Origin of the sequence: Gordonia rhizosphera NBRC 16068 (genome assembly GCF_000298195.1) — a bacterium.
GTDB lineage: Bacteria > Actinomycetota > Actinomycetes > Mycobacteriales > Mycobacteriaceae > Gordonia > Gordonia rhizosphera.
Window position 1 is genome coordinate 16,299 of record NZ_BAHC01000171.1, and the last position, 13,586, is coordinate 29,884.

A 13,586-nucleotide genomic window follows, 5' to 3' on the forward strand; every position below is an offset into this window, starting at 1 on the left:
GGCTCACGCTCACTCGTCCGATCGATTCTTACAATTGCGATCAATCTACTGAGCAGTAGTTCACTTTTTTGTACTCTAACACAGAGGAGGCTTGAAGATGACCGATCACAACACGCGAACTGACATGCTCGCGGGCCGGGTCGCGTTGGTGACCGGCGCCGGCCGCGGAGTCGGGGCGGCCATCGCCGCCCGACTCGCCGGCAATGGCGCCCACGTCGCCGTCAACGATGTCCACGCGGACCGCGCCGAGGATGTGGCGCAGGAGCTGACGGCGCGCGGCGGGCACGCGATCGCCGCCGCGGGTGACGTCACCGATCCCGAGGCTGTCGCCCGGATCGTTCGCGAGATCCACACATCATCAGGATCCATATCCATCCTGGTGAACAACGCCGGTATCCCGGTGACCGGGATACCGCTCACACCGTTCTCGGAATCCGATCCGGCCGAGTGGGAGAGCATGTTCCGGCTCAACACCTTCGCGGTGATGCACCTCTGTCGAGAGGTGATCCCCATAATGACCGGGCTCGGCTGGGGCCGGATCATCACGATCTCCTCCGACTCGGGCCGGACCGGTGAGGCGCAGATGGCGGCGTATGCCGCGTCCAAGGCCGCTGGGGCGTCGTTGATGCGCTCACTGGCAAAGGAACTCGGCCCGTCCGGGGTGACCTGCAATTCGTTGTCGCTCGGCACGATCGCACCCGACTCCGCCGACTCCGAGGCCCTCGCCTCCCACGCCCGTCGCTATCCGGTTCGTCGCCTCGGCATGCCGGACGATGTCGCCGCCGCGGTTCTGTGGTTGGTGTCGGACGGCGGCGGCTGGACCACGGGCCAGACCATCCCGATCAACGGTGGATATTCGACGAGCTGATCGCTGGTGAACGGGCCAGGACCTCGGATGATCTGCTCGCATCCGTGAATGGCAGACTAACAGAGCATTGTGCTGTTCAGCTCCCTGAACTATGGTTCAGGCATTCAGCACCGACAGCAGACCGCTCAGTGAATCGAGGAATCAGTTGAACGAGGCCGTCATCGTCAGCGCAGTCCGAACCCCCATCGCCACTGCGCGAAAAGGAACATTGAAAGACACTCCCGCCGAGGAACTGGCGACTCACATCCTCTCCGAGGCGATTCGCCGCGCCGGAATCCCCGGCGAATCCGTGGACGACGTCATCTTCGCCGAATCCCTCTACGGCGGCGGTGATCTCGCCCGCTATGCGGCTGCGGCAATGGGGTTGACGCAGGTCCCCGGCCAGGCCGTGAACCGGCATTGCGCGGGCGGCCTCACCGCGGTCGGCAATGCCGCGGGCTCGATTCGGTCCGGGATGGACCGCGTCGTCGTCGCGGGCGGTGTCCATTCCTTCTCCACCGGCCCCGCGCTGACCTGGCGCGTGCCCGGCACCGACGAGACCCAGCGGCGAATCCCGCCGACCTTCCCGTACACCGCGGAGGCGACCGACGACACCAGCGTCTCGGTCGGATGGAACCTCGCGGTCAAGTACGGCCTGACGCGTGAACAGATGGACGCCTGGGCGGTGCGCTCCCACGAACGTGCGATCGCCGCGATCGACGCGGGTGTCTTCGACGATGAGATCACTCCGCTCAAGGTCACCCGCCCCGACGGCAGCGTCGTCGAATTCGCTATCGACGAGCACCCACGTCGCGACACGTCCTTGGCAAAGGCAGCAGCCCTCAAACCACTGCATCCCGAGATCGACGCATTCTCGATCACCGCCGCGAACTCCAGCGGCATGAACGATGCGGCGGCCGCCTTGACCCTGACGTCCTCGTCGTACGCGGCCGAACAGGGCCTACAGCCGCTCGGCACCATCCGAGCCTGGGGCGCGATCGGCGTGGACCCGAAATATACCGGCGACGGCGGCATCGTGTCGATCCCGCTCGTCCTGAAGCGGGCGGGGATCTCGCTGTCCGACGTCGCGCTCTGGGAGATCAACGAGGCCTTTGCGTCGGTCCCGGTCGCCGCGTGCCAGGAGCTCGGCATCGACGACGGAAAGGTGAACATCTTCGGCAGCGGTTGTAGTCTCGGCCACCCGATCGCCGCGAGCGGCGCGCGCATGCTCACCACACTCACCCATGGGCTCCGGCGGCGTGGAGGCGGGATCGGTGTCGCCGCGATGTGTGCCGGTGGTGGCCAGGGCGGCGCGGTGGTCGTCGAGGTCTGATCGACGAGGTGGACCAGCTTCGAGGTTTACAGAGAGGGAATCACAACGATGACGACGAAAGATCGCCGGCACTCCATAGCCCCGCTCCTCTTGCGTGGCGCCATCGGTTCGACGATGGTGGCCCACGGAGTCAAACACGGCCGTAGCATCGACGGGACGGCCGGGTGGTTCGAGTCCATCGGATTCCGCGAGGCGCGTATGCAGGCGTGGGCAAGTGCAGTGGTGGAGGTCGGCGCCGGCGCGGCTCTGCTGGCCGGCCTCGGCACTCCGGTCGCCGCGGCCGCCGTGGTGGGCACGATGAGCGTTGCGGCGCGGTCGGTGCACGTCCGGAACGGGTTCTTCATCACCAGCGAGGGCTGGGAATACGTCGCCAATCTGGCTACGGCGTCAGTGGTCCTGGCAGAGCTCGGCCCTGGCCGGTGGAGTGCCGACCGGTGGCTCGGCATCGATCGTCGGTTCGCCGGCCTCAAGGGTGCAGCCATTGCGGCCGGGCTCGGTCTGGGAGGCGCGGCCGCTCAACTGGTGGCGTTCCATCGTCCACCGGACACCTCGGCAACTCTCGACGAGTCCGCCGAGCCGGTCGTCAACACCACGGATGCGAGCGTGTGACCGCCGGCGTCAGTCTGCGTCCCCGCCGCGGTATCCGGCACCTCTGAGCAGCAGGTCGACGTGATCGCGCACGAACTGATCCGATTTCTCCATCATCTGGTCGCGCAGATGTGCGGGCGTGACCATGACGTGCATGACCAGGCCGCCCAACAGGGCATCGATGAACACGGTGGGATTCGTGATCTCGGGCAGCGTCCCATCCGCAATGGCCTCGGAGACTGCTCGTCGCACGTTCTTGATATGCGGCAGGGCCACCTGGCTGTGGTAGACGTCGCGCAATTCGGGGTTCGACGCGGACTCCACGAACACCCGGAACATGATCATCCCGTCGGGAAGCGCGAATCCCGCCAGTGTTTCAGCGGCCATGGCGATCAGGCGTCCTCGGATGTCACCATGACCGTCGAGTTGGACATCGGCCGGCGGGACGGTGAGCGCGGCCACGAGCAGATCCTCCCGCGAGTCGAACCGACGATAGAGAGAATCCTTGCTGACCCGTGCGGCCTTCGCGATCGCGCCGAAGTTGAATCCGGCCCAACCTCGTTCGCGATAGATCGTCCGGGCCGCGTCCATCACCCGGTGGTCGACGTCCGCGTCACGGGGGCGCCCCCGGGGTCGCGGAGCCGCCGAGACCTCCGTCATCGCCACCCGATCTCGGGGTTGGCGGTGCCGGAGCACGGGATCCCCATGGGCAGAACGCCGGGGACACCCGGAACACCGTCGATGTGGATGAGCGCATCGCACCCTGTGCCGAGTTCGTAGAGGGCGCGCTCGACCCCCACGGGATCCGACAGGTCGCAGTAGATGTCGACGGGTGATTCCTCGGGTGTCACCAGGGACTCGAACGGGTCGTCATCCGCGCGGATCACTGTGAGGTCCGGCAAACGACGTGCATCGTCGCCGCGCAGATATTCGAGATCGGAGGTGGTCACTCTCGCTCCTTGTGCATCGGGCTCTGTGAGTCTGTCGCGACGACCGACTCTCTGTGATGAAGATAATACCGACCATCATGGTCGGCAAGTGCCGGGTTCGCGTTTGAACGATGTTATGGACAGATGAACGACCATTCGACTAGGTTCGGTCCCTACGGCACGTACGGGCGCGTCTGGACCACTGAGGAGCGAATTCATGCGAACGATGTCGTCAGAATCGGCGGCCACCGGCTCGACCGGGGATATCGTCGACGGGGCTCGGACCGCGTTCGACACCGGACGCACCCGTACGTTCGCCTGGCGGCAGCAACAACTGCAGGCCCTGCAGCGACTGCTCGAGGAGCGCAGCACCGAACTCGAACAAGCCCTTGCGCTCGACCTCGGTCGCAAGCCGATCGATGGCTACATGGCCGACATCATCTCGGTGAAGAACGAACTGACACATGTGCAGAAGCACCTGCGCAAGTGGCTCCGGGACCGGAAGGTCAGGACACCCCTGACCATGGGTCCGGGACAGTCACGGATTCACCTGCAGCCGTTGGGCACCGTGTTGATCATCGCCCCGTGGAACTATCCGATCCATCTGTCCCTGATGCCGCTGATCGGGGCGCTCGCGGCGGGTGACGCGGTGGTCCTCAAGCCCAGTGAGCTGGCACCGGCCAGCTCGGCCGCGTTGGCAGCGCTGCTCCCGGAGTATCTCGATGCCGAGGCCGTCAGGGTGGTGGAGGGCGGGGTCGAGGCGACCACCGACCTGCTCGACCAGAAATTCGACCACATCTTCTTCACCGGGAACGAGACGGTCGGCAAGATCGTGATGGCGGCCGCCGCCCGGACGCTGACCCCGGTCACCCTCGAACTCGGCGGCAAATCCCCCGTGTGGATCGATGACTCCTTCCCGCTCGACAAGGCCGCCGACTGGGTTGCCTGGGGAAAGACCACCAATAACGGACAGACCTGCGTCGCACCGGATTACGTGATCACCACGCCGGATGTCGTACCCCGGCTCGTCGATTCGCTCCGTGCAGCGTTCCGCAGGATGTACGGTGACGATCCCCGCTCGAATCCCGACTACAGCCGGATCGTCAACGCGCGCCACACCCGGCGTCTCATCGACCTGCTCGGCTCGGGAACGGTTGTCGTCGGTGGCCGCCACGATGTGGACGATCGGTATCTCGAGCCGACCGTGCTCACCGATGTCGCCCCCGACTCGCCGGTGATGACCGAGGAGATCTTCGGCCCGATCCTTCCGATCGTGACCGTCGACAGTCTCGACGAGGCGATTACGACGATCCGCAGCCGCGGCGAGCCGCTGGCCATGTATGCGTTCACCACCTCCTCGTCCACCCGCGAAGCGCTGCTCACCCGGACGAGTTCGGGTTCGGTCACCTTCAACGCCGTCATGCTCCAGTTGGGGATACCCGATCTGCCCTTCGGCGGAGTGGGTGCCAGCGGAATGGGCACCTACCACGGCGAGAGCAGCCTCCGGGTCTTCAGCCACGAACGGTCCGCGTTCCGTCGATACAACGTCTCCGACAAGCTGATCCGGATGGCCTGGCCGCCCTTCACCACACGTGGTGAGAAGATGCTCCGCCGGTCAGCTACAGACCGTCGACGATCCCGATCCGATCAGAGCATCAGCCGGCGGCGATGACGATGCGCATCAGCGAAGCCGTGATGTCGTCCAGAACCTTTGTGTCACCGCGCGCCAGCTCGTTTCCGTACCAGACCGGCACGAGGTTCATCGCTCCTTGGATGGCCATGCAGGCGATCCGTTCATCGCGCACGACAAACTCCCCGGACTCGATCCCGGCGTGAATGACCTCGCGGAAGATCCGTCCGTGACGACGCTGCCATTCGTGCACTGCATCCCCGATCGACGGCGGCCAGTCGAACGACTGCAGAAAGAGTCGGGCGATGTCGACGTTCTCCACCGAGATCAGTTCGATCTGTGTGCGAATCAGGTTCTCGAGCCGCTCCGCCGACGTGCCCTCGCGCGCCGCGGTCTCGGTGAGTCTCTGCTCCACATACGTCGCGCAGGACTCCAGCGTCGCCATCACCAACGCCTCTTTGCCGTCGAAGTAGTGGTAGATCGAGGCCTTCGACAGGTCCATCTGTTCCGCGATGTCATCGAGGTTGGTGAGGTGATAGCCGCGCTGGGCGATCATCTGCGCGGTCAACGACATCATCTCGTTCAGTTTGCGATCGCGCCGACGCTGCTGGCGGCTTGCGGTCCCATCCGCGGTCCCCGACCACAAAGAGGACATGGTCACCTGATTCGAGTTCATCCCACCCTCATGTCTGACGGAAATTGTCATTCACAGCGTATCGTCCGCCCGGATCAATGTCGTCCCGCTGGTGGGGTTTCGTCGTCTTGGCCGGAATTCGACCCCTGAGACGGGTTCGTGGCCAATGGGATCTACCGCCGGTCTGGATCGATGGGTTCGATGCCGAGTTCGATGGCCTTGATCAGGAACGCGCTGAATCGCGAGTAGAAGCGTGCCATCCGGATGAAGCCGGAACCGAACCACAACCCGGGCTGCGCCGAGCGTCGCCACGTGTTGGCGTACTCACCGTCGGCGGCACGCGAGTATGCCGTGTCGATCTTCGCTGCCGCGGCACCGAGGCTCGGCCCCATGTGGCCCCAGAACTGGTGGTAGCCGGTGGCGAAGACGATGACATCCACGTCGAGCGTCGAGCCGTCGGTGAACGTGACGGTGTGCTGGTCGATGGAAGCGAGTTCCACGCCCTGCTTGAGCTTCACCCGACCGTCGGCGATCAACTGCGACGCGCCAATGTCGATCTGGTAGCCGTCGTACCCGGACTGATGGGCTCCGACGACGCCGGTTCCCTCCGGGCCCCAGTTCAGCTTGAATCCCGCGCTTTGCAGGCGGTCCAAAAGGTCTCGATCGGCCTCGGCACTCTGCTCGACGACGCGTTTGAAGCCCGGGACACTCCTGACCCACGGACTGGAGTTGTTGACCTGGTCGGCATACTCGACCGGGAACGTCATCTCCTCCCCGAACAGCGAGTTGCCGAACCGGTGGTAGGAGTCGTAGGTGACGACGTAGGTCGAGCTTCGTTGGACCATCGTGACGTCAGCACCGTGCTCGTAGAGGTCCTGGACGATCTCATGTCCGCTGACCCCGGACCCGACAACCAAGGCCCGCTTCCCGGCGAAGTCGGCGCCATCCTTGAACGCGTCGGAATGCATGTACCGGCCCGCGAACGTCTCGATACCCGAGATGTCGGGCACCTTGGGGGCGCCGAACATGCCGCCGGCGACGAAGAAGTGCCGTGGACGAAGCTCGCGGATGGTGCCGTCCTCGCGCCGCACCCGGATCGTCCATCGTTGCGCGACCTCGTCGTAGTCCCCGTCGAGGTACTCGGTGCCGGTCCAGACGTTCACGTCCATCAGCGTCGAGTAGCACTCGAGCCAGTCGGCAAACTTGTCCTTCGGTGTGTGAGCAGTCCACGTCGGCGGCAACGGGAGGTAGGGCATGTGGTCACCGAAGACGCTGCTGTGCAGAGCCAGCGCCTCGTACCGGTTGCGCCACTGGTCACCGACCCGCGCGTGCCGATCGACCACGAGTGTCGGGACATCGAGGGCCGCCAGTCGGGCGGCGACGGCGAGGCCGTTGTGGCCCGCGCCCAGGATCAGGACGGCGGGCTCGTCCTGTTCGAAGGCTGCCTCGGCTTGACGATCCGCGCGCCAACGACTGCGCCCGGGCACGATTCCGTACACCTTGCCCTCGGACCGATGCCGGTTGACGAGTTCGGGATGCCCCTCGATCTCCGTGATCTGCGACTGAACGGTCATGGCCGCGTAGCCATCGCCGGCGCGGACGAGCCGCACATATCCCCGGTCGATGCGGTTCGACGTCGTGAAGTCGAAGAACACCTCGATCTGCCCGTCGCCGACTACCGGCGGCAGTTGATCGTGCAGGGTGAATCCCGTTGCGTCGCAGGACTCTGCCCATTCCAGCAACGCAGCGACAACGGCGCCGCGGCCGACCTTGCTGACGAAGTCCCATCGGAATGCCATGAAGTCACGCCAGGTCGCGTCCTCGCAGAACAGTGCGGTCAGCGCATCTGAATCCCTCGCGCCGATCGCGACGTTCAGCGTGTCCACCCAGTCCCGGGCCGCCACCACTGCGCCTGTCTCCCCTGCGTCGTTCGCTTCAGTGCCGTTCAGATCTGCGGCACTCTCGTTGACCTGACCCGGTTCGGTCATGACATCCACCATGAGTGGGTCCTTTCATCGACTCGATTCGACCGATCGTGCGCGAACCTGGCGGTAGACTGTGAACCATGGTTCAGAATACTTAACCAGCGTCGGCACATCGCCGCCCATCAATTCGACCTATCGTTTGGAATATGACTCATAAGTTGATATACGCTTGACTGAACCATAGTGCAAGTTTTTGAATGATGGTAAGCAAAGCGAGGTTCGACATGACACAGTCCTGCGACGTAGCAGTATTAGGCAGCGGCGCAGCCGGTTTGACCGCGGCCTTCGCCGCTGCCAGCGAAGGTGCACAGGTTTCGGTGTTCGAGAAGCACAGCCGTATCGGAGGGACGACCGCGTGGTCGGGTGGCTGGATCTGGGTGCCGAACAACTCGTACATGGCCGCGCTCGGCGCGTCCGACAGCACGGAAGAAGCCGTCACCTACCTGATGAACCAAAGTCGCGGGATGGTGGACGAGCACCTCATCCGCACATTCGTCCAGAACGCCCCGCGGATGGTCGACTACCTCGCCGAGCGCGCGGACTTCGCCTTCTACGCCGTCGTCGGACTGCCCGACTACCACCCCCACCACCCCGGTGGAAAACCTCAGGGCGGCCGGTCGATGGGACTGGACCTGTTTCCCTTCGACCGTTTGGGCGAGTGGGCCGACCGCGTCGAGGTGAGTCCCTACTACGCGCCGTACCTGCGCGGCGACGAGCTGGGGATCGGCAAGGCGGTGCCACAACCGCCCTCGCCGGAAGAGATCGCCCGACGACAGGAACGCGACGAACGCGGCGGCGGCGTCGGGCTCGTGGGCGCACTTCTCGAAGCATGCCTGAAGGCCGGCGTGACGTTCGAGACCAATGCCTCCGCCACGGAGCTACTGTCCGACGGCACCGGCGTCACCGGGGTTGTCATCGACTCCGGCGACGGCCGCACCGAGGTCCACGCAAAGCACGGCGTCATTCTGGCCACCGGTGGATTCGACTGGAACGAGGAGTACCGCCGTACGTTCCTCCGAGGCCCGGTCCACAAGCCGGCGTCGATACCGACGAACACCGGCGACGGGCTGCGGATGGCTATGAAAATGGGTGCGGCACTGCAGAACATGCGCGAAGCGTGGTGGATCCCCGTCACCGATCTACCCGAGGGCATCAACTCGATGAACCTCGACATGATCAACGCGGACCGGACGCGGCCGCGCAGCATCATGATCAACGGCAAGGGCAAGCGATACACGAACGAGGCGGCGGACTACAACACCATCGGCGGGGCCTTCTACCAGGAAGACGTCAACACCTTCGACTACGCGAATCTGCCGACCTGGATCATCATCGACGACACCAACCTCAAGCGGTACGGCTCGCGCGGGACCCCGTACGACGGGACCACGCCTCCGTGGCTCGTCGAGGCACCGACGATCCGTGATCTGGCCGAACGACTCGGCATCCCCGCCGATGCCCTCGAGCACACCGTCGCGCGATGGAACGCCCAGGTGGCCGCAGGCATCGACGACGATTTCCATCGCGGCGAAAGTGCCCACGACCGATGGTGGGGCGACCCGTATCGCAAGGGCGAACTCGACGGAACGCTCGGTCCGATCGAGAATCCTCCCTTCTACGCAATGGAACTCAAGCCCGGGGTGATCGGGACGAAGGGCGGACCGAAGGTCGACGACCGCGCACGCGTCATCGACCTGGACGGCAACGTCATCGACAACCTGTACGCGGTCGGCAACGCGTCATCACCGACCGGAACCGGATACGGCGGCGTGGGCGGGACACTCGGCCCCGCGATGACCTGGGGCTGGCTGGCCGGTGTGCATGCCGCCGACAAGGGAGACTGAAGTGACTGCGCCACAAAGGGATAACCAAGATCGTCGCTGGCAACACCTATACTCCACCGGTCTCGATCCCACTCCGACGCTCGTGTTCGACTCCATTCCGGAAGCATGGCGATCGCGGGTCGCAGCCGCCCCGGACCGCATCGCGATCGCCTATGCCGACCAGCGGTTCACCGCCCGGAATGTCGACGCGATGAGCGACGCGCTCGCGATCGCCCTACAGTCCCGCGGAGTGCGACCGGGCGACCACGTCGGTGTGTACATGCAGAACATCCCGCAGTACCCGCTCGCGCTGCTGGCGCTCTGGAAGATCGGCGCGGTCGGGGTGCCGATCAACCCCATGTACCGGCGGGCCGAGTTGCGCCACATCGTCGACGATGCGCACGTGGTGGGCATCATCGCCGGACCGACCGACCGAGGTGAGTTGCGCGAGACGCTCAACGACAGTTCGGCGCAGTGGGTCCTCTCGGCCTCGGACGCAGACTTCCCGACCTCGTCGTCGGGTGACACGCCCGGCTCCGCTCCCGACGAATCGCCCCGCGAGAGCCTCCGCACCGTCCTCGACGAGTTCATCGGCCGCGTTCTGGTGCCCCACGAATCGACCCCGGATGATTTGGCCCTCATCACCTACACGTCGGGCACGACGGGCTCCCCGAAGGGCGCGTTGAACACGCACGCGAACTTCTTGCATGCGGCGTCGAATTACGCGACGTGGGTTGCGCTGAGCCCGGGAGATGTCGTCCTCGCGATCGCTCCGCTGTTTCACATCACGGGTTTGATCCTCAACGCCGGGATCTCGCTGCTCACCGATACGACGCTCGTCCTCACCGGACGGTTCGACCCTGGGGACACGGTCAGGGCCATCCGGGACCACGGCGTCACCTTCACGATCGGATCCATCACCGCGTTCAACGCGATGCTCGCCGTCGACTCGGCCGGCGCCGAGGACTTCCGGTCCGTCAAGACGTTCTATTCGGGCGGTGCTCCCATTCCGCCGTCGACGATCACGACATTCCGGGACCGCTTCGGGATCTACCTCCACAACGTCTGGGGCATGACCGAAACGACCGCCGGTGGTATCGCGGTTCCCCGTGGTGCGTCCGCCCCCGTGCACGGCCCGAGCGGCACGTTGTCCGTCGGCGTACCGATGCAGAATGTCACCGTGCGCATTGTTGATCCGGAGGGGAACGATGTGGCGCCCGGCGAACCGGGCGAACTCGAATTCGATGCCCCGCAAGTTGTTCCGGGTTACTGGCAGAACGCCGAGGCGACCGCTCAGACCTTCCCCGAGGGCCGGCTGCGCACCGGCGATGTGGCGATCATGGACGCCGACGGCTGGGTCTATCTGGTCGACCGGCTCAAGGACCTCATCAACGCATCAGGATTCAAGGTCTGGCCCCGCGAGGTCGAGGACGTGCTGTACCAGCATCCGGCGGTGTTCGAGGCCGCCGTCGTGGGAGAGCCCGACGAGTATCGCGGCGAGACCGTCGTCGCGTACGTCTCGCTGGTCAACGGCAGCCGCGCCGAGCCTGACGAACTCGTGGCCTTCGTCAAGGAGCGAATCGCCGCCTACAAATACCCCCGCAGGGTGTACCTCGTGGACCAGGTTCCGAAGACGGCAACCGGCAAGATCCAGCGCAGCGTCCTGCGCCCCGTTCCCCAGCAGTAGTAGATCAACCAACCTCAGGAGAAGGACCATGACCACCGACGTGTTCGACAACCTCGCCGAGACATCCTTGTCTGCCGCAGACCACCTTTCGGTCCTGAACCTGTGTGCGCGCTACTGCCACTCCGTCGACGCCGGCGACACGGACGCCTGGGTCGACTGCTTCACCGACGATGGCATCCTCGAGTTCGTCGCCGACGGTGTCGCCCACCGCGGTCATGACGAGTTGCGTGCGTTCGTCACGCGGTTCTCCCGGCGACGCGGAGTCACCCATCACTTCACCACCGATCTGGAGATCCGGGCGGAGACCGAGAACCGCTGGCGCGCGCGGTCCTCACTGCTGCTCGTCGCTGCGGGAGATCCGTCGACGCTCGTGATGTCGGGTCGCTACCACGACGACGTGGTCCGCACGGAGAACGGCTGGCGATTCCGCAGTCGCCGGCTGGTGGCCGACCAGGGTTCTCGCTGAGCGGCAATTGATCTCGATGCGGCGCCTCAGTGCACTCGGAGCCCTATTCGATCAGCGGGTGGGGCGACCCGGGGCGGAAGGCGCCGGCCAATGCCTGGTGGACGTCACGAAGAAACTGCTTGGTCCTTGGCGTGTAGGGCCGGGCGATCAGCCCACCGTGGATCACGCCGGGATAGACGTGCAATTCGACGGGCACGCCCGCCTCGGCCAGGCGGCGGGCGTACTCGACATCCTCGTCCCGGTAGGGATCCACATCGCCGACGCCGATAAAGGCCGGCGCGAGGCCGGTGAGGCTTTCCGCGCGCGCGGGTACGGCCGTCGCCGGAACATTCTCGGCAGGAACATTTTTCAGATATGAGGACCAGCAGAGGCGTTGCGCCGCGGCGTGCCACAATCCTGGATGGCCTGGATCGTCGGTGCAGTATTCGCGCATCGAGACATGCTCGTGGCGGTTGTCGATCATCGGATAGATCAGCAGCTGCAGTATCGGCTGGACCTCGCCCAGATCTCGCAGCCGCAGGCAGAGCGCGGCCGCGAGGCCGGCCCCGGCGCTCGCCCCTCCGACGACGATCCGGCTGCGGTCGATGCCCGAATCCTGGTCGGGGCCGGACAGATGGCGCCACACCGATTCCGCGTCATCGAGACCCGCCGGGTACGGATGCTCCGGCGCGAGCCGCCAGTCCACGGAGGCGATCGCGCAACCCAGCGTCGCGGCCATCAGGTCGAGGCGGTCATCGTTGGCCTCGATGGATCCGAGTACGTAGCCGCCGCCATGCAGATAGATGAGGCACGGCAGGTTGCCCTGTCCGGCGACGGGCCGGTACCAGCGGACACGGACATCGGGTCGGCCGTCCCAGCCCCGCAGGACGACGTCCTCGCGCGTGACTCGTGGGTCGACCGGCGCTGGCGGCCCTTCCACCGAGCGCTGGCTGGCACGTAGGGCATCGACGCTGGAGTTGTCCCAGTGGGGCAGCTGGTCCAGCCGTTCCCGGACGGCGGGTTCGATGCGGTGTAGCGGAATACCCATGGATTGTGTCTCGTCGGTGGTCAGGAGAGCAGGTGCCGCGGATCCACCAGATCGACCTGGCTGAACGGAAACTCGGCCGGGGCTTGATTCGAACCGAGGACCCGGGGGCTGAGCTCGACCTCGAACTTGAAGTTGAAGGTGATCCGCTGTTCGGCGATCAGCCAACGGCCTTCGACGCGACGCATGCGGTTGATGTAGGTGCCGCCCGCAGCGTGAGGTTTACCGACCGTCGGTTGCCAGATGTCGAAGTGACGGGCGGTCAGGATCGCGGCGTCCGGGTCGTCGGGGTCCAGCGTCACGAGCACACCGGTTCCGTAGTGGAAGATGACCTGCTGGTTGTCGATCAGGTACTGATAGCTTCGCCGGATGCTGTCCCGGCCGATGAATGTCCCACGTCCGTTGACCTGAACGGCGTCGTCGGTGAAGCAGTTGACGACGCCGTCGATGTCGTGCGCGTCGTAGAAATGGTGGTAGCGGCGGAAGACCTTTTCGATCTCCCGTTCGTCCTCGATCCGTCGCAGCCGCTCCGCGACCTCCCCTGTCGGTGGCCACTGCTTCTGAGATTCCCTCGCCTGTGAGGCGAATGGCTCCCAGAGTCCGGTCGCCCACCGCCGCAGATTCTCGATGACCTCCACGT

The 13,586-nt window shown here is 65.2% G+C and carries 13 protein-coding genes; 7 read left to right on the plus strand and 6 right to left on the minus strand.

The features are described 5' to 3' along the window. Positions 1–97: 97 nt before the first annotated feature. The 3 genes from GORHZ_RS21180 to GORHZ_RS21190 all read left to right on the plus strand — a co-directional run bounded on the left by GORHZ_RS21180 (position 98) and on the right by GORHZ_RS21190 (position 2,789). Entirely contained in the window at positions 98–868 is a 771-nt protein-coding gene (locus tag GORHZ_RS21180; protein WP_006336659.1) for an SDR family NAD(P)-dependent oxidoreductase, read from the plus strand. Positions 869–1,013: 145 nt separating this feature from the next. Continuing rightward, positions 1,014–2,180, plus strand: a complete 1,167-nt coding sequence (locus tag GORHZ_RS21185) for a thiolase family protein (RefSeq protein ID WP_040532842.1) — start codon at positions 1,014–1,016, stop codon at positions 2,178–2,180. A gap of 48 nt (positions 2,181–2,228) precedes the next feature. Next, positions 2,229–2,789, plus strand: a complete 561-nt coding sequence (locus tag GORHZ_RS21190; protein ID WP_040532811.1) for a DoxX family protein — start codon at positions 2,229–2,231, stop codon at positions 2,787–2,789. A 9-nt stretch (positions 2,790–2,798) separates the two neighbouring features. Here the strand turns inward: GORHZ_RS21190 and GORHZ_RS29665 are convergent, their stop codons facing one another. Together GORHZ_RS29665 and GORHZ_RS21200 are read right to left on the minus strand one after the other, a co-directional pair. Further along, positions 2,799–3,428, minus strand: a complete 630-nt coding sequence (locus GORHZ_RS29665) for a TetR/AcrR family transcriptional regulator (RefSeq protein WP_006336665.1) — start codon at positions 3,426–3,428, stop codon at positions 2,799–2,801. Beyond that, positions 3,425–3,718: a hypothetical protein gene (locus GORHZ_RS21200; RefSeq protein WP_006336668.1), complete on the minus strand. Its 294-nt coding sequence runs from the start codon at positions 3,716–3,718 to the stop codon at positions 3,425–3,427. The genes GORHZ_RS29665 and GORHZ_RS21200 overlap by 4 nt, the downstream gene beginning before the upstream one ends. 196 nt (positions 3,719–3,914) lie before the next feature. On the opposite strand from GORHZ_RS21200, the gene GORHZ_RS21205 reads away from it, so the two are divergent. Continuing rightward, entirely contained in the window at positions 3,915–5,369 is a 1,455-nt protein-coding gene (locus GORHZ_RS21205; protein WP_006336670.1) for an aldehyde dehydrogenase family protein, read from the plus strand. Here the strand turns inward: GORHZ_RS21205 and GORHZ_RS21210 are convergent. Together GORHZ_RS21210 and GORHZ_RS21215 are read right to left on the minus strand one after the other, a co-directional pair. After that, a complete protein-coding gene (locus GORHZ_RS21210) occupies positions 5,353–5,904 on the minus strand; it encodes a TetR/AcrR family transcriptional regulator (protein ID WP_157205296.1) in 552 nt (183 codons plus the stop codon). The two genes, GORHZ_RS21205 and GORHZ_RS21210, sit on opposite strands and share 17 nt — an antisense overlap. A 230-nt stretch (positions 5,905–6,134) precedes the next feature. Next, on the minus strand, positions 6,135–7,949 hold the full coding sequence (locus tag GORHZ_RS21215) for an NAD(P)-binding domain-containing protein (protein WP_157205297.1): 1,815 nt from the start codon (positions 7,947–7,949) through the stop codon (positions 6,135–6,137). A 221-nt stretch (positions 7,950–8,170) separates the two neighbouring features. On the opposite strand from GORHZ_RS21215, the gene GORHZ_RS21220 reads away from it, so the two are divergent. Genes GORHZ_RS21220 through GORHZ_RS21230 form a run of 3 tightly spaced genes read left to right on the plus strand, consistent with a single transcriptional unit; the run spans position 8,171 to position 11,922 of the window. Beyond that, positions 8,171–9,790, plus strand: a complete 1,620-nt coding sequence (locus GORHZ_RS21220) for an FAD-dependent oxidoreductase (protein WP_040532815.1) — start codon at positions 8,171–8,173, stop codon at positions 9,788–9,790. Next, entirely contained in the window at positions 9,768–11,456 is a 1,689-nt protein-coding gene (locus GORHZ_RS21225; RefSeq protein WP_051999022.1) for a class I adenylate-forming enzyme family protein, read from the plus strand. The genes GORHZ_RS21220 and GORHZ_RS21225 overlap by 23 nt, the downstream gene beginning before the upstream one ends. 28 nt (positions 11,457–11,484) lie before the next feature. Next, positions 11,485–11,922, plus strand: a complete 438-nt coding sequence (locus GORHZ_RS21230; RefSeq protein ID WP_006336676.1) for a nuclear transport factor 2 family protein — start codon at positions 11,485–11,487, stop codon at positions 11,920–11,922. A gap of 43 nt (positions 11,923–11,965) precedes the next feature. Here the strand turns inward: GORHZ_RS21230 and GORHZ_RS21235 are convergent, their stop codons facing one another. After that, positions 11,966–12,949, minus strand: a complete 984-nt coding sequence (locus GORHZ_RS21235) for an alpha/beta hydrolase (protein WP_006336677.1) — start codon at positions 12,947–12,949, stop codon at positions 11,966–11,968. 20 nt (positions 12,950–12,969) lie between these two features. Beyond that, entirely contained in the window at positions 12,970–13,584 is a 615-nt protein-coding gene (locus tag GORHZ_RS21240) for a nuclear transport factor 2 family protein (RefSeq protein ID WP_006336695.1), read from the minus strand. Positions 13,585–13,586: the final 2 nt, after the last annotated feature.

Bases quoted from the DNA above. Each gene is read 5' to 3' on its own strand.
- GORHZ_RS21180 (WP_006336659.1), top strand. From the start codon at position 98: ATGACCGATCACAACACGCGAACTGACATGCTCGCGGGCCGGGTCGCG.
- GORHZ_RS21190 (WP_040532811.1), top strand. From the start codon at position 2,229: ATGACGACGAAAGATCGCCGGCACTCCATAGCCCCGCTCCTCTTGCGT.
- GORHZ_RS29665 (WP_006336665.1), bottom strand. From the start codon at position 3,428: ATGACGGAGGTCTCGGCGGCTCCGCGACCCCGGGGGCGCCCCCGTGAC.
- GORHZ_RS21205 (WP_006336670.1), top strand. From the start codon at position 3,915: ATGCGAACGATGTCGTCAGAATCGGCGGCCACCGGCTCGACCGGGGAT.
- GORHZ_RS21210 (WP_157205296.1), bottom strand. From the start codon at position 5,904: ATGATGTCGTTGACCGCGCAGATGATCGCCCAGCGCGGCTATCACCTC.
- GORHZ_RS21215 (WP_157205297.1), bottom strand. From the start codon at position 7,949: ATGACCGAACCGGGTCAGGTCAACGAGAGTGCCGCAGATCTGAACGGC.
- GORHZ_RS21220 (WP_040532815.1), top strand. From the start codon at position 8,171: ATGACACAGTCCTGCGACGTAGCAGTATTAGGCAGCGGCGCAGCCGGT.
- GORHZ_RS21225 (WP_051999022.1), top strand. From the start codon at position 9,768: ATGCCGCCGACAAGGGAGACTGAAGTGACTGCGCCACAAAGGGATAAC.
- GORHZ_RS21230 (WP_006336676.1), top strand. From the start codon at position 11,485: ATGACCACCGACGTGTTCGACAACCTCGCCGAGACATCCTTGTCTGCC.
- GORHZ_RS21235 (WP_006336677.1), bottom strand. From the start codon at position 12,949: ATGGGTATTCCGCTACACCGCATCGAACCCGCCGTCCGGGAACGGCTG.